The sequence below is a fragment of the Caulobacter sp. 10L414 genome (assembly GCF_056395525.1).
This window is the reverse complement of sequence record NZ_JBFTJR010000003.1, coordinates 66270-81169: the sequence shown is the minus strand read 5'-3', so window position 1 is coordinate 81169 and position 14900 is coordinate 66270. Positions and strand designations below refer to the sequence as shown.

General features: G+C 67.6%; 14 protein-coding genes. 10 read left to right on the top strand and 4 right to left on the bottom strand.

The annotated features are described in order from the left end of the window. Positions 1-75 precede the first annotated feature (75 nt). The 3 genes from rpmF (at position 76) to eno (ending at position 2848) form a co-directional block, all read left to right on the top strand. A complete protein-coding gene (rpmF, locus tag AC1DCG_RS01875; RefSeq protein WP_007671126.1) occupies positions 76-258 on the top strand; it encodes a 50S ribosomal protein L32 in 183 nt (60 codons plus the stop codon). A 228-nt stretch (positions 259-486) separates the two neighbouring features. Beyond that, a complete protein-coding gene (locus AC1DCG_RS01870; RefSeq protein WP_477028074.1) occupies positions 487-1473 on the top strand; it encodes a retroviral-like aspartic protease family protein in 987 nt (328 codons plus the stop codon). Between the two features lie 94 nt (positions 1474-1567). Further along, on the top strand, positions 1568-2848 hold the full coding sequence (gene eno / locus AC1DCG_RS01865) for a phosphopyruvate hydratase (protein WP_477041354.1): 1281 nt from the start codon (positions 1568-1570) through the stop codon (positions 2846-2848). A gap of 67 nt (positions 2849-2915) precedes the next feature. On the opposite strand, the gene AC1DCG_RS01860 is transcribed toward eno, so the two are convergent. Both AC1DCG_RS01860 and AC1DCG_RS01855 read right to left on the bottom strand, forming a co-directional pair. Continuing rightward, a complete protein-coding gene (locus tag AC1DCG_RS01860; protein WP_477028075.1) occupies positions 2916-3806 on the bottom strand; it encodes an alpha/beta hydrolase in 891 nt (296 codons plus the stop codon). Positions 3807-3838: 32 nt separating this feature from the next. Further along, entirely contained in the window at positions 3839-4306 is a 468-nt protein-coding gene (locus tag AC1DCG_RS01855; RefSeq protein WP_477028076.1) for a hypothetical protein, read from the bottom strand. Between the two features lie 504 nt (positions 4307-4810). On the opposite strand from AC1DCG_RS01855, the gene AC1DCG_RS01850 reads away from it, so the two are divergent. From AC1DCG_RS01850 to AC1DCG_RS01820, 7 genes are all read left to right on the top strand, one after another. Further along, entirely contained in the window at positions 4811-5107 is a 297-nt protein-coding gene (locus AC1DCG_RS01850; RefSeq protein WP_058348879.1) for an FtsB family cell division protein, read from the top strand. A 175-nt stretch (positions 5108-5282) separates the two neighbouring features. Next, positions 5283-6314, top strand: coding sequence for a pyruvate dehydrogenase (acetyl-transferring) E1 component subunit alpha (gene pdhA / locus AC1DCG_RS01845; RefSeq protein ID WP_165255628.1), 1032 nt, complete (start codon positions 5283-5285; stop codon positions 6312-6314). Continuing rightward, positions 6311-7666 (top strand): pyruvate dehydrogenase complex E1 component subunit beta, encoded by a 1356-nt coding sequence (locus tag AC1DCG_RS01840; protein WP_477041353.1) that lies wholly within the window; start codon positions 6311-6313, stop codon positions 7664-7666. The genes pdhA and AC1DCG_RS01840 overlap by 4 nt, the downstream gene beginning before the upstream one ends. Positions 7667-7804: 138 nt before the next feature. Next, complete coding sequence (locus AC1DCG_RS01835; protein ID WP_477028077.1) at positions 7805-9106, top strand: pyruvate dehydrogenase complex dihydrolipoamide acetyltransferase; 1302 nt, start codon at positions 7805-7807, stop codon at positions 9104-9106. 123 nt (positions 9107-9229) lie between these two features. Beyond that, entirely contained in the window at positions 9230-9706 is a 477-nt protein-coding gene (locus tag AC1DCG_RS01830) for a glutathione peroxidase (RefSeq protein ID WP_165255632.1), read from the top strand. A gap of 80 nt (positions 9707-9786) precedes the next feature. After that, a complete protein-coding gene (gene lpdA, locus AC1DCG_RS01825; RefSeq protein WP_477028078.1) occupies positions 9787-11187 on the top strand; it encodes a dihydrolipoyl dehydrogenase in 1401 nt (466 codons plus the stop codon). A 116-nt stretch (positions 11188-11303) separates the two neighbouring features. After that, positions 11304-12716 (top strand): OprO/OprP family phosphate-selective porin, encoded by a 1413-nt coding sequence (locus AC1DCG_RS01820; RefSeq protein ID WP_477028079.1) that lies wholly within the window; start codon positions 11304-11306, stop codon positions 12714-12716. Positions 12717-12745: 29 nt separating this feature from the next. On the opposite strand, the gene AC1DCG_RS01815 is transcribed toward AC1DCG_RS01820, so the two are convergent. Both AC1DCG_RS01815 and AC1DCG_RS01810 read right to left on the bottom strand, forming a co-directional pair. Continuing rightward, positions 12746-13141 (bottom strand): DoxX family protein, encoded by a 396-nt coding sequence (locus AC1DCG_RS01815; RefSeq protein ID WP_477028080.1) that lies wholly within the window; start codon positions 13139-13141, stop codon positions 12746-12748. 95 nt (positions 13142-13236) lie between these two features. Then, the gene (locus AC1DCG_RS01810; protein WP_165255639.1) at positions 13237-14781 is read right to left on the bottom strand and encodes an AMP-binding protein; all 1545 of its coding nucleotides are present in this window, start codon (positions 14779-14781) and stop codon (positions 13237-13239) included. Positions 14782-14900: the final 119 nt, after the last annotated feature.

Genomic DNA, 14900 nt, shown 5'->3' with positions numbered 1-14900 from the left:
GCCCTCACGCGGCGGCTAGGGTCGAACCCGAGTCGCCGCTTTCGATTTTCACGCTCAGCGAGCAGAGTCACTCCGATGGCCGTTCCTAAAAGAAAAACTTCGCCTTCTCGCCGGAACATGCGCCGGTCGCACCACGCCCTGGGCGCCAACTCGTTCGTCGAGGACAAGGACTCGGGCGAACTGCGCCGTCCGCACCACGTCGATCTGAAGACCGGCCTGTACAACGGCAAGCAGATCCTGACCCCGAAGGAAGACTAAGGTCTTTCTTCCCGGGGCGGCTTACCGCTCCAGGGATCCTGCCTCGGACTTCGCGTCCGACGATTTCAAAGCGCCGCCCGGCTCGCCTGGGCGGCGCTTTTCGTCGTGTGCGGACCAAAGCGGTGCTACAATGGCGCTCGGGTCGCCATAGGGACGGCCCCAACAAAGCCAGGAGCGCGGTCAGCGCCCACAAGGCGCGATCAGCTTCGGCGGACTGGGAGGTTCGCCATGTTCACGCGTCGCACGCTTGCGTCCGGCCTGGGCGCGTCGCTGGCGCTGGGCGCCGCGCCGTTCTCCGCCCACGCTTTCTCGCCCAGCCAGATCCCGCAGGAAACGCCCGCCGCGCCACCGCCGGCCGCGCCGCTGCCGCTCTACGTCATCGACGCGGCGATCGACGATTCGGAGCGGATGACCGTCGAGACCATGATCAACGGCCGCGGGCCGTATCGCTTCGTCGTCGATTCGGGCGCCGACCGGTCGGTGGTCTCCGAGACACTGGCCGCCAGCCTGGCCCTGCCGCGAGGGCGCGACGTCATGGTCCACGGCATCGGCGGCTCGGCCGTCACGCCCACCGCCCACATCGACCAGCTGGCCACCGGTGAGGCCCGCCTGGCCGGGGTGGAACTTCCCATCCTGCCTCCGGGCCGCGTCGGCGGCGACGGCCTCCTGGGCGTCGACATCCTGCAGGACCGCGCGGTCGTCATGGACTTCAAGAAAAAGCGCCTGGAGGTCCGCCACAGCACGCCGGAATATCGCGGCTTCCGCCGGGCCCAGGAGGTCCAGGTCGTCGCCGACCAGAAGTTCGGCCGCCTGACCATCGTCAACTGCCGGATCAACAACATCCGCACCCTGGCCTTCATCGACTCGGGCGCGGGCTCCTCGATCGGCAACATGGCGCTGTCGCGCGCCATCCAGGCCCGCCAGCGCAAGGACGCCGACCCGGCCGTGGCCGTGCGCCTGCAGGGCGTGGCCGGCGGCGAGACCATCGGCGAGTACCGGATCCTCAAGTCGATGAGCATGGGCGACCTGCGCATGACCAACCTGGCCGTGGTCTTTGCCGACCTGCACATCTTCGATCACTGGAAGATCAGCGACAAACCCGCGATCCTGCTGGGCGTCGACGTGCTTCGGCTGTTCGCCCGGGTCGAGCTGGACTTCGGGGCCGAGCAGCTGCTGTTCCGGCTGGGAGCCGAGCGGCCGACGCTGCAGGCCTGACGCGGCGGAACTTAGAGCTCGTCGAACATTGGTCCCGGTTGCGGCGACGCGGCGGCGCGGCTAAGGGGAAGCGCCTTTTCTTTCGGGAGCTCCCATGACCGAGATCGTCGACATCATCGCCCGCGAAATCCTCGATAGCCGCGGCAATCCGACGGTCGAGGTCGACGTCGTCCTCGAGGACGGCGCCTTTGGTCGCGCCGCGGTGCCGTCGGGCGCCTCGACCGGCGCCCACGAAGCCGTCGAAAAGCGTGACGGCGACAAGTCGCGCTACCTCGGCAAGGGCGTCCGCCTGGCCGTTGACGCCGTCAACACCGAGATCTTCGACGCCCTGTCGGGCGTCGACGCCGAAGACCAGCGCCGCATCGACAGCCTGCTGATCGGCCTGGACGGCACGCCGAACAAGTCGCGCCTGGGCGCCAACGCCATCCTCGGCGTCTCGCTGGCGGTCGCCAAGGCCGCCGCCGAGTCGGCCGGCCTGCCGCTGCACCGCTACATCGGCGGCGTGAACGCCCGCGTCCTGCCGACTCCGATGATGAACATCATCAACGGGGGCGCCCACGCCGACAACCCGATCGACATCCAGGAATTCATGATCCTGCCGACCGGCGCGGCCAGCTTCTCCGAAGCCCTGCGCATGGGCGCCGAGATCTTCCACGGCCTGAAGAAGGCCCTGAAGGACGCCGGCCACAACACCAACGTCGGCGACGAGGGCGGCTTCGCCCCGAACCTGGCCTCGGCCGAGGCCGCGCTCGAGTTCATCGTCAAGGCCGGTGAAGCGGCCGGCTACAAGGCCGGCGACGACTTCCTGCTGGGCCTCGACGTCGCCTCGACCGAGTTCTTCAAGAACGGCAAGTACGAGCTGGAAGGCGAGGGCAAGTCGCTCGACCCGGCCCAGATGGTCGACTACCTGGCGGGCCTGGTCGCCAAGTTCCCGATCGCCTCGATCGAGGACGGCATGGCCGAAGACGACTTCGACGGCTGGAAGCTGCTGACCGACACCCTGGGCAAGAAGGTCCAGCTGGTCGGCGACGACCTGTTCGTCACCAACCCGGCTCGCCTGCAGATGGGCCTCGACAAGGGCCTGGCCAACTCGATCCTCGTGAAGGTCAACCAGATCGGCACGCTGTCGGAAACCATCGACGCCGTCGAACTGGCCCACCGCCACGGCTACACCAGCGTCATGAGCCACCGCTCGGGCGAGACCGAGGACAGCACCATCGCCGACCTCGCCGTCGCCCTGAACTGCGGTCAGATCAAGACCGGCTCGCTGGCCCGTTCGGACCGGCTCGCCAAGTACAACCAGCTGCTGCGCATCGAGCAGCAACTGGAAGACCAGGGCGTCTACGCCGGTCGCGCCGCCCTCAAGGGCCGCTGATCGGTTCGATCCCCCGGATCAAGATCAAGAGCGCGTCGGGTTCGCCCGGCGCGCTTTTTGTTTGGGCTCAGCCGTCCAGCCGGTCGAGCCAGCGCAGGAAGTCGTCGGCCCAGGCCGCCTCCGGCGCGGGCGGCCGCGAGCGCAGGGCGAAGCCGTGCCCCCCGGTCGGGAAGATCCGGAGCTCGGCCTGGCCTCCCGCCGCGACGATGGCGGCCGCCGCGTCTCGACTGTTGCGGACGTCGGCCTTGGGGTCGTCCTCGGCGTGGAACAGGAAGGCCTTGGTCGGCGCGCCGAAGCCATGGAAGGGCGTCGCACGCGGCGGCGCCTGCGGACGTGTCAGCCACGGATAGCCCAGGCCGATGAAGTCGGGCAGGGAAGGGCGCGTGTCCAGTTCGTCGACGATCGGGTAAAGGGCGCCGCCGCCCCGCGAGGCGAGGGCCGCGGCGATCGTGCCGCCGGCCGAAAAGCCCAGGGCGCCGATCTTCGCTCCGCCGGCCTTGCTGCGCAGCAGCCGCAAGGCGCGCTGGGCGTCCTGCAGCGGAGCATCGGAACCCGCCGCCCAGCCGTCGCGCGGCAACCGATAGAGCAGTACGCCCGCCTGGATGTCGTTGGCCGCCAGCCAGCGGGCGATGTCGTGACCCTCCTTGCCGATCACGACCTTGCTGAAGCCGCCGCCGGGCACGACCAGGACGGAAGCCTTGGGACGGCCGCCCTTCGCCGGCGGATAGAGCGACAGGGTAGGGCGGCGCACGCCCTCGATCGAATAGTCCACCCGCCCGTCGGGCCAGTTATAGGCCACGCGGCGCTCCTCAACGCCGACGCGCTCGCCGCCGGGCGGCCCGCCGGGCCAGAGCTCGAAGGTCTCGGGCGCGGTCTCCGCCCTGGTCGGCGTCGCTCCCGCCAGCACCGCCGCGCCGCTGACGGCCAGCACGCGCCGCCGGTTCCAGTCAGATTTCATAGCCATGTCCCCGTTTGGCCGAAGGCGGCTGCTCAGCTCTTCAACAGCTGCACCCTGGCCTTCACGTCGGCCAGGGTGATGTCCTTTTTCATGACCATGTAGCCGGTGACGGCGTGCCAGCCGTCCTCGCCGACGCCGCCCGTGTCCCCGTCGGTCACCGAGCCGGTGACGCGATCGGTGGTCGGCATCACCGGCTTGCCGGGCAGGGGGATATCGCCCAGCACCAGATCGTTGGCGTCGCTGGTGCGATTGCGCCAGCCGCAGATCTCGAACCGCACCAGGCGTTCGGGGGCGAAGGCCTGGGTCAGCAGTATCAGCTTCATGGTGCCGGTCGCGGCGATCTCGGCCTGCTGCATCGCCTTGACCTCAAGGCGCGAGACGGCGCGGCCGTAGGTCACCCAGCGATCTTCGCCCTCCCAAAGCGTGCGAAAGATGGAGGCGTTCATGGGGATCACCAGTCCGCCCCCGAAATCGAGCTTGGGCGGGTCGCCCTTGATCATGTTCGGGCCGCCTCGACGGCCTTTGACGACGCCGTCCTCGCTGCGCTGGCGCGCGGCCGCGGGAAAGGCGAGGGCGGTCCCCGCCAACGCAAGCATGAGCTCTCGACGAAGCATTCGTTCATCCCCCTGGCGCGTCGACCTGGCGACACTCATGGATGAGCGCCTGGCGGTCAAATCAACCCGTGGGCGTCATTCCGCTGCCCTGACGGTGGCGATTCTGAGACGCGGGCGCCTCAGAAACAGGCTTCACCGGCGCCCGACTAAAAAAGTTCGACCACATTTTTTCTATAAGCGCGGCTGTTCCCAGAAAAACAGAGGTTTCCGATGCTCTCGCGGGTGCGAAGGAAATGCCGCGATGCGGTATCTCGATGCCCCTGAAACGGTCTCACTTGAAAGTATTTTCGCGTCGATCGCGGGGGACTTGCAAGCCCTTTGCGGCGTTGGGGATTTAGACCGTGTTAAGCACGTTCTGGCAGCCTGTAGCTCCCTGTCCGGGATTCGCCGATGTTCGCTCGACTGCAACCCTACCTGCCGACCGCGGCGCTTCTTCTCCTGATCACGTACTTCGTCTTTCACGCTCTGACGGGCGAGAGAGGCCTGCTTTCCTCGTCTCAACGCAACGCGGACTTGGCCGCCAAGACGATGGAACTTAAGAAGATCCGCGCTGAGAGGATGGACCTGGAGGCCCGGGCTCGTCTATTACGCAGCGGCAGCTTGTCGGCCGATCTTCTGGAGGAACGTGCGCGTTCGCTCCTTGGATACGCCGATCCCAAGGACTACGTGATCCGCACCAAGCGCTGAGCTGGGTCGGTTCTCGCCGGTCCGAAGCTGCCTTGTAGACCACGCTTCGAGTTGCAGCTCGAGGGGCGGTCTAGGCGTCAACACGAGCGCGTTCCTGCGCCAAAAGCCGTTTCGCGGCGGGCAATGGAAGCCTCTGAGATGAAGGCCGTTATGATGATTGGCCAGGGAGAGTTTAATGGCGCGAACGCGCAAGGGTGAAGCCCCGGCGGAGAAGGCTACCGACACCGGTGTCAACGCCTTCGTCGGCAAGGAAGAGCTTCTCAAATTCTATCAGGACATGCTGTTGATCCGCCGCTTCGAGGAGCGTGCTGGCCAGCTTTATGGCATGGGCCTGATCGGCGGGTTCTGCCACCTCTACATCGGTCAGGAAGCCATTGCGGTCGGCATGCAGTCGATCTCGCACAAGGGCGACCAGATCATCACCGGTTACCGTGACCACGGCCACATGCTGGCCGCCGGCATGGACCCGAAGGAAGTCATGGCCGAGCTCACCGGTCGCGCTGGCGGTTCGTCGCGCGGCAAGGGCGGCTCGATGCACATGTTCGACATCGCCACCGGCTTCTACGGCGGCCACGGCATCGTCGGCGCCCAGGTGGCGCTCGGCACCGGCCTGGCGCTGGCCAACCACTACCAGGGCAACGGCAACGTCTCGTACGCCTACTTCGGCGACGGCGCGGCCAACCAGGGCCAGGTCTACGAAAGCTTCAACATGGCCCAGCTGTGGAAGCTGCCGGTCGTGTACGTGATCGAGAACAACCAGTACGCCATGGGCACCAGCGTCGAGCGTTCGGCGTCGGAAACCGCCTTCCACAAGCGCGGCGTCTCGTTCCGGATCCCGGGCGAGGAAGTCGACGGCATGGACGTGGTGGCCGTGCGTGAAGCCGGCGCCCGCGCCAGCGAGCACGCCCGTAGCGGCCAAGGTCCCTACATCCTCGAGATGAAGACCTACCGTTACCGCGGCCACTCGATGTCGGACCCGGCCAAGTACCGCACCAAGGAAGAGGTCGACGAGGTCAAGACGACCCGCGATCCGATCGACCACATCAAGGAACGCCTGGCCGCGGCCGGCGTCACCGAGGACGATCTGAAGACGGTCGACGCCGAAGTGAAGCGTATCGTGGCCGAAGCGGCCGAGTTCGCCCGCACCAGCCCCGAGCCGGATCCCTCCGAACTCTACACCGACGTATACCTGGAGGCCGCCGAGTGACGGACATCCTGATGCCCGCCCTTTCTCCGACCATGGAGGAAGGCACCCTGGCCAAGTGGCTGGTCAAGGAAGGCGACACCATCAAGGCCGGCGACGTGATCGCCGAGATCGAAACCGACAAGGCGACGATGGAAGTCGAAGCCGTCGACGAGGGCGTGGTCGAGGCCATCCTCGTCCCGGCCGGCTCGGAGAACGTCAAGGTCAACACGATCATCGCCAAGCTGGCCGGTGAAGACGGCGCTTCGGCGTCGGCCGCTCCGGCCGCCGCCCCCGTCGTCGCCGAAGCCGCTCCGGCTCCGGTCGCCGCGGCTCCGGCCCCGATCGCCGCCGCCTCGAACTTCGCGGATCCGGAACTGCCGGAAGGCACCCCGACCAAGAAGATCACCGTGCGCGACGCCCTGCGCGACGCCATGGCCGAAGAGATGCGCCGCGACGACCGCGTGTTCCTGATGGGCGAGGAAGTCGCCCAGTATCAGGGCGCCTACAAGGTCAGCCGCGAACTCCTGCAGGAGTTCGGCGACAAGCGCGTCATCGACACSCCGATCACCGARCACGGCTTCGCCGGCRTKGGCGTCGGCGCKGCSATGGCSGGCCTGAAGCCSATCGTCGAGTTCATGACCTKSAACTTCGCCATGCAGGCGATCGACCACATCATCAACTCGGCCGCCAAGACGCTCTACATGTCGGGCGGTCAGATCAAGTCGTCGATCGTGTTCCGTGGTCCCAACGGCGCGGCTTCGCGCGTCGGCGCCCAGCACAGCCAGGACTACGCGGCCTGGTACGGCAACATTCCGGGCCTGAAGGTCATCGCGCCGTACGACGCGGCCGACGCCAAGGGCCTGCTGAAGGCCGCCATCCGCGATCCGAACCCGATCGTCTTCCTCGAACACGAGATGATGTACGGCCACGAGTTCGACATCCCGGACGTCGAGGACTACGTCGTGCCGATCGGCAAGGCCAAGGTTCGCCGTCAGGGCACGGACGTGACCCTGGTCGCCTACAGCCGCATGGTGGGCTTCGCCCTGCAAGCCGCTGAAGCGCTGGCCGCCGAAGGCATCTCGGCCGAGGTCGTCGACCTGCGGACCATCCGTCCGATGGACCACGCGACGATCCTGGAAAGCGTCAAGAAGACCAACCGCCTGGTCACGGTCGAGGAAGGCTGGGGCCCGATGGGCGTCGGTTCCGAGATCGTCGCCCGCATCACGGAGTTCGGCTTCGACTACCTGGACGCTCCGCCGCTGCGGGTTCACCAGGAAGACGTGCCGCTGCCGTATGCGGCCAACCTGGAAGCCCTGTCGCTGCCGTCGGTCGACAAGATCGTCAAGGCGGCCAAGGCGGTCTGCTACCGCTAAGACCGGCGCGGCCCCYGCTCCTGATGGGCGGGGGCCGCATCGTCTTGGCCAACGAATTCATCCCGCCCCAGGGCGGGGTATCGTGGACGCCGGCCAGCTTGGTCGAAGCCGTCCCGAACGCTTGAGGAAAGAGCTCAAATGTCGATCGACATCCTGATGCCCGCCCTGTCGCCCACCATGGAAGAGGGCACCCTCGCCAAGTGGCACGTCAAGGTCGGCGACACCGTCAAGGCCGGCGACGTCATCGCCGAGATCGAGACCGACAAGGCCACGATGGAAGTCGAAGCCGTCGATGAAGGCGTGATCGAAGCCATCCTGGTCGAGGCCGGGACCGAGAACGTCAAGGTCAACGCGCTGATCGCCAAGCTGGCGGGCGAGGGCGAGAGCCCCGCGCCGGCTCCGACCGCCGCGCCCGCCGCCGCCGTGGCCGAAGCCCCGAAGGCTGCCGCTTCGGCCCCTGCCGCCGCGCCTGCGCCCGCCGCCCCGGCTCCGGCTGCTCCGGTCGCCGCCGACGGCTCGCGCGTCTTCGCCTCGCCGCTGGCCCGTCGTCTGGCCGCCGCCGCCAATCTCGACCTGAAGTCCATCAAGGGCTCGGGCCCGCACGGCCGCGTCGTGAAGTCGGACGTCGAAGCCGCCAAGTCGGGGGGCGCCCCGGCCGCCAAGGCCGCGCCGGCTCCCGCCGCTGCTGCTTCGGCCCCGGCCGCCGAGCCGCGCAAGGTGCAGTCGCTGGAGCAGATGGGCATCCCCGCCGGCTCCTACGACCTCGTCCCGCTGGACGGCATGCGCAAGACCATCGCGCGTCGCCTGACGGAAAGCTTCCGCGACGTGCCGCACTTCCCGCTGACGATCGACATCGAACTGGACGGCCTGCTGGCCGCCCGCTCGAAGATCAACAGCCTGCTGGAAGGCCAGGGCGTGAAGGTGTCGGTCAACGACATCGTCATCAAGGCCGCCGCCGTGGCGCTCAAGCGCGTGCCGGAGGCCAACGCCTCCTACACGCCCGAGGGCATCGCCATGCACAAGCATGCCGACATCGCCGTGGCCGTGGCCATCGACGGCGGCCTGATCACCCCGATCATCCGCGCCGCCGAGACCAAGGGCCTGGCCCAGATCTCGGCCGAGATGAAGGACCTGGCCGCCCGCGCCAAGGCCAAGAAGCTGAAGCCCGAGGAATTCCAGGGCGGCACCTTCTCGGTCTCGAACCTGGGCATGTTCGGCATCAAGGCCTTCTCGTCGATCATCAACGAGCCGCAAGGCGCGATCATGAGCGTCGGCGCCGGCGAGCAGCGTCCGGTGGTCAAGAACGGCCAGTTGGCCGTGGCCACCGTCATGACCGTCACCCTGACCTGCGATCACCGCGTGGTCGACGGCGCGGTCGGCGCCAAGTTCCTGGCGGCCTTCAAGCCGCTGATCGAGGAACCGCTGACCCTGATCGTCTAAGGGCGGCCTTTCCCTTGAAATCCTCGCCTCGCGGTCAAACGCGGGGCGGGGATTTCGAAAGCGGCCGGGCAGGGCCCCATCCTGGTCTTTTCAGGACGGGGACGGCCCCGAGGAGAACACGCGATGTCGGTCTACGATTTCTCGGCCAAGACGCTTCAAGGCAAGGACGTCAGCCTGGCTGACTATCGCGGCCAGGTGCTGCTGATCGTCAACACCGCCAGCAAGTGCGGCCTGACCCCGCAGTACGAGGGCCTGGAGGCGCTCTACAAGGCGCACAAGGACCGTGGCCTGACGATCCTGGGCTTTCCCTGCAACCAGTTCGGCGCGCAGGAGCCGGGCACGGCGGAAGAGATCGGCGGCTTCTGCTCGCTGACCTACGACGTGACCTTTCCGATGATGGCCAAGATCGACGTCAACGGACCCTCGGCTCACCCGCTCTACGCCTATCTGAAGAAGCAGCAGAAGGGCGTGCTGGGCACCGAGGGCATCAAGTGGAACTTCACCAAGTTCCTGATCGACCGCGACGGAAACGTCGTCGAACGTTTCGCCCCGACCACCAAGCCTGAAGACCTCCAGGTCGCCGTCGAGGCGCTGTTATAGATTTCCCAGGCCGGCCCCAAGGACCGGTCGTTCGACGCCGCCGCTCCCCCGCGCGGCGTCCAAGCTAGGGTAAGACAACTATGTCCACGGAATTCGATGTCGTCGTCATCGGCGCCGGTCCGGGCGGCTATGTCGCCGCCATCCGCGCCAGCCAGCTGGGCCTGAAGACGGCGATCGTCGAGCGTGAGAACCTGGGCGGCATCTGCCTGAACTGGGGCTGCATCCCCACCAAGGCGCTGCTGAAGTCCGGCGAGATCTTCGAACAGCTGTCGCACCTCGACAGCTACGGCCTGGCCGTCGAGAAGCCCTCGTTCGATTTCGCCAAGATCATCGAGCGCTCGCGCGGCGTCGCCAAGACCATGTCGGGCGGCATCGCCTTCCTGATGAAGAAGCACAAGATCGAGGTCATCGAGGGCGAGGCCAAGCTCGAGAAGGGCGCCCCCGCTCCGAAGGTCGTGATCGCGCTGAAAGCCGGCGGCAGCCGCACCGTCCAGGCCAAGAACGTCATCCTGGCCAGCGGCGCCCGCGCCCGCAACATCCCGGCCATCGGCGCCGTCTCGGACGGCGACAAGGTCTGGACCTACCGCGACGCCCTGGCGCCGAAGTCCATGCCCAAGTCGCTGGTCGTCATCGGCTCGGGCGCCATCGGCATCGAGTTCGCCAGCTTCTACCGCGCCCTCGGCGCCGAAGTGACCGTCGTCGAAGCCGTCGACCGCATCATGCCGGTCGAGGACGCCGAGGTCTCCAAGGCCGCCCAGAAGGCCTTCGAGAAGCGCGGCATCAAGTTCCGCATCGGCGCCAAGGTCACCAAGATCGAAAAGACCGCCACCGGCGTGTCGGTCTCGGTCGAGGTCGGCGGCAAGGCCGAGCAACTGACCGCCGAGAAGTGCATCGTCGCCATCGGCATCGTTCCGAACACGGAAGGCGTGGAGTCGGTCGGCCTGACGCTCGACCGCGGCCACGTGGTCACCGACAAGCACTGCAAGACCAACGTGCCCGGCCTCTACGCCATCGGCGACGTCGCCGGCGCCCCCTGGCTCGCCCACAAGGCCAGCCACGAAGGCATCCACGCCGCCGAGCACATCGCCGGCTACAAGACCCCGAACGTCCACTCGCCGATCCCGGGCTGCACCTACGCCAACCCGCAGGTCGCCTCGGTGGGCTACACCGAAGCCGCCGCCAAGGCCGCAGGCATCGAGGTCAAGGCCGGTCGCTTCCCGTTCAAGGTCAACGGCAAGGCCGTGGCCGCGGGCGAGACCGAGGGCTTCGTCAAGACGGTGTTCGACGGCAAGACCGGCGCGCTGATCGGCGCCCACATGATCGGCCACGAAGTGACCGAGATGATCCAGGGCTTCGTCACCGCCATCACGCTGGAAGCGACCGAGGAAGACCTGCACGGCATCGTCTACGCGCACCCGACCATGTCGGAGGCCATGCACGAAGCCTCGCTCGACGCCTACGGCCGCGTCCTGCACATTTAATCCGTCGTCGAACGATTTTCGCGGCGACTGTCGCGAAACTGTCGTTCAACTGTCGCATTAGGAAGGCCCGTTCGGAGCACCCTCCGGACGGGCCTTTTCATGTCCGGAGCAACGCCGTGCGCCGATCCGTCCTGCCCCTGCTGGCCACCAGCGCCCTTGGCCTCGCGTCGCCCGCCTTCGCCCAGGACGGCGCCATCAGCGCCGACGAAGCCGCCGCCATGCGCGCCCAGATCTCGGCCCTGAAAGCCCAGATCCAGCTGATGGAGCAGAAGCTGGACGCGGCCACCGGCGCGCCCCAGAGCACGGCGGCTCCGGCCATCGCGGCCGCGCCCCAGCCGGCGACGATCGCCGCGCCCGCGCCGTCCAAGGCCCCGCCGCCGACCGAGATCGCCTGGAAGGGCTCGCCCCAGTTCACCGCCAGCGGCGGCCGCAGCTTCAAGGCCAAGGGCCGCATCCAGACCGACGTCGGCTATGTCGGCCGCCCCGACGGCTCGACCGACCGCGGCCTGGGCTACGCCGCCGAGATGCGTCGCATCCGCCTGGGCGGGGAAGGGGGCCTGGGCGCCGGCATCGGCTACAAGCTGGAGCTGGAACTGTCCGACAACAGCGTCGACCTGGTCGACACCTTCGTCACCTACAAGAACGGCGGCCTGCTGCTGTCGGTCGGCAATCAGAACCAGTTCCAGTCGCTGGATGAACTGACCGGCGACACCTCCGGCTCGGTCATGGAGCGCGCGGCCTTCACCGACGCCTTCAATTTCGAGCGCCGTCTCGGGATCGCCGCCCAGTACGAGAAGGCCGCGTGGCTGCTGCAGGCGGGCCTTTTCGCCGACGACATCACCGCGCTGTCCAACGACAGCGACGGCGAGACCGGCGGCGACGAGAACAACAGCTACGGCCTCGACGGGCGCCTCGTCTATGCGCCCAAGCTGGGCGACGCCCAGCTGCACTTCGGCGGCTCGGCCCACTGGCGCGATCTCAAGCGGGTCGGCGACGCCGGCACGCGCTATCGCCAGCGGCCGTTCGTGCACACCAGCAACACCCGCCTGATCGGGACCTCTACCCTCGACGTCAAGGACGAGGCCCACTACGGCCTGGAGGCCGCCTTCGTGCGCGGGCGGCTGCACGGCGCGGCCGAGACCCACTGGCTGCGAAGCGATCTGGCCGCGGGCCCCGACGCGGAATTCTTCGGCGGCTATGCCGAGCTCGGCTGGTTCCTGACCGACGACACCCGCGGCTACAAGGCTGGCATCTTCGATCGCGCCAAGCCGAGGAAGCCGCTCGGCGGCGGGGGCCTCGGCGCGGTGCAGGTCAACGTCCGCTACGACTATCTCGATCTCAACGACGGCGTGATCGTCGGCGGTCGCCAGGACGCCTGGATCGCCGCGCTGATCTGGCAGCCGGTCGAGTTCCTGCGCTTCAACGTCAACTACGCCTACCTCTCGTACCAGGACGCCACGCCGCTCGCCGGCGGCGACCGGGACTACGGCGTGCACGTCACCGGCGCGCGCATGGAACTGGATTTCTAGGACCCTCTCCCTCTGGGAGAAGGAAGCCGCTACGGCCGCTTGCGCACCTGGGCGTCGACGCTCCATTCCCCCGGCCCGGCGAACACCAGGTAGAGGAAGACGAAGCAGAACAGGATCGCAGCCTCGCCGCCGTTCAGCGCCGGCCAGAAGCCCTTACTGGCGTGGGCGATGAAGTAGGCCACCGCCATCTGGCCCGACAGGATGAAGGCCACCGGACGGGTGAAGAGGCCCAGCACGAGCAAGGCCCCGCCGACCCCCTCGAGCCAGGCCGCGGCCAGCAGCATGGGCGGCAGCGGATCAGGCGCGTCGGGCTGCGGGGCGGGGAAGTGGAACAGCTTCATCAGCCCGTGCTCCATGAAGAGCAGGGCGGCGATGATGCGCAGCAGGCTCAGCACCCGCGGCGTCCACACGTAAAGTCGTTCCAAGCGTTTCTCCCGTTCGCTGTCGTCCCAAGAACCGGTCGCCGCCGCTGACGGCGACCGTAAGCTCTACTGAAACGCGGCGCGCGGGCCCCGGTTCGTCAGGCCGCGGCCTCGGCCATGCGCTGGATGGCGACGTAGTCGGTCTTGCCGCTGCCGAGCACCGGCACCTGGGTGACCTTGAGGATCTTGCGCGGCACGGCCAGTTCCGGCGCGCCCACGGACTGTGCATGAGCCACCAGGGGGGCAGCGTCGGCGCTCTGGCAGTCGGTGACCAGGACGAGGCGTTCGCCCTTCTTCTTGTCGGGCATCGAGATCACGGCGTGGCGGGCGCTAGGCCACACGGCCACGGCGAGGTCCTCGGCCGCGGTCAGCGACACCATCTCGCCGCCGATCTTGGCGAAGCGCTTCACCCGGCCCTTGATGGTGATCCACTGGTCGTCGGTCATGGTGACCACGTCGCCGGTGTCGTGCCAGCCGTCTTCCGGGGCGTCGACGCCGCCGTCCTCGCGCAGGTAGCCGGCCATGATGTTGGGACCGCGCACGAAGAAGCGACCGCCCTCGGCGATGCCCTCGACGGGCTCGATGCGGGTCTCCATGCCGGGCAGCAGGCCGCCGACGGTTCCGGGGCGGTTGTCGGTCGGCTTGTTGACTGCGATTACGGGCGAGGCCTCGGTCGCGCCGTAGCCTTCCAGCACGGGCACGTCGCCGAAGCGCTCCTTGATCAGGGCGTGGGTTTCGTCGCGCACCTTCTCGGCGCCGCAGACGATGAACTGCAGGCCGCCCAGCTCGTCGGTCTCCGAGGCGCGGGCGTACTGGTTGACGAAGGTGTCGGTGGCCAGCAGCAGCGAAGCCTTGGCGTCCTTGATCAGCGGCGGGATCTGCTTGGTGTGCAGCGGCGAGGGATACTCGAACGCCTTCATCCCCTGCAGCAGCGGCAGGATGACCCCGCCGGTCAGCCCGAAGCAGTGGAACACCGGCAGCGGATTGAACATCACCCAGTTCGGATCCAGCGGAATGTGCGCGGCGATCTGGGCGGCGTTGGAAACCAGGTTGGCCTGGGACAGCACCACGCCTCGCGGCGCGCCGAAGCTGCCTGAGGTGAACAGCACCACGCCCTTGTCCGACGGCTTGGCCGGGGCGCGGAACTGGCGCGGGAAGGCCCCGGCGGCAGCGGCGAACAGCTTGTCGGCCAGACCGATCGTCTTTCGCACGTCCTCCAGGTAGACGACCTTGGCCAGGTCGTCGATGGCGTCGACAACGTCGTGCAGCTTGCCCAGTTCGATGAACTTGTGGGCCGTCAGCACGTGCTTGACGTTGGCCAGCTTCACCGCGGCCTTGATGTTCCGCAGGCCCGCCGTGAAGTTCAGCATGGTCGGCACGCGGCCGAAGGCGTGCAGCGCGAAGAACACCACCACGGCGCCCACGCCCGACGGCAGCAGCACGCCGACGTGCTCGCCGGGCTTGGTGATCGCGGCGACCTTGCGACCCAGCGCGAAGCTCGCCCGGATCAGGTCGGTGTAGCTAAGCGGATTGCGATCCTGATCTTCGAGGATCGGCTTCTTGGCGCCGAACTTGTCCTTGGCGTCGATCAGGGCGTCGAAGAGCGCTTTTTGACCGTCTTCGGCTTTGAAAACTACCGGCATGCCGGCGAAACCTCCCACAAAGGCGCTTGTTCCGCCCTCGTTCGATTGAGACGGGACCCTAGCGATCCTGACGCGGTTTGCAAAGATCGGTCACGTCGCGTGATCGAACCGTGTTCTTC

Coding starts and splice junctions, on each gene's coding strand:
- AC1DCG_RS01850 (WP_058348879.1), top strand. CDS start 4,811: ATGTTCGCTCGACTGCAACCCTACCTGCCGACCGCGGCGCTTCTTCTC.
- AC1DCG_RS01860 (WP_477028075.1), bottom strand. CDS start 3,806: ATGAAATCTGACTGGAACCGGCGGCGCGTGCTGGCCGTCAGCGGCGCG.
- AC1DCG_RS01810 (WP_165255639.1), bottom strand. CDS start 14,781: ATGCCGGTAGTTTTCAAAGCCGAAGACGGTCAAAAAGCGCTCTTCGAC.
- AC1DCG_RS01835 (WP_477028077.1), top strand. CDS start 7,805: ATGTCGATCGACATCCTGATGCCCGCCCTGTCGCCCACCATGGAAGAG.
- AC1DCG_RS01870 (WP_477028074.1), top strand. CDS start 487: ATGTTCACGCGTCGCACGCTTGCGTCCGGCCTGGGCGCGTCGCTGGCG.
- rpmF (WP_007671126.1), top strand. CDS start 76: ATGGCCGTTCCTAAAAGAAAAACTTCGCCTTCTCGCCGGAACATGCGC.
- eno (WP_477041354.1), top strand. CDS start 1,568: ATGACCGAGATCGTCGACATCATCGCCCGCGAAATCCTCGATAGCCGC.
- AC1DCG_RS01855 (WP_477028076.1), bottom strand. CDS start 4,306: ATGATCAAGGGCGACCCGCCCAAGCTCGATTTCGGGGGCGGACTGGTG.
- lpdA (WP_477028078.1), top strand. CDS start 9,787: ATGTCCACGGAATTCGATGTCGTCGTCATCGGCGCCGGTCCGGGCGGC.
- AC1DCG_RS01830 (WP_165255632.1), top strand. CDS start 9,230: ATGTCGGTCTACGATTTCTCGGCCAAGACGCTTCAAGGCAAGGACGTC.
- pdhA (WP_165255628.1), top strand. CDS start 5,283: ATGGCGCGAACGCGCAAGGGTGAAGCCCCGGCGGAGAAGGCTACCGAC.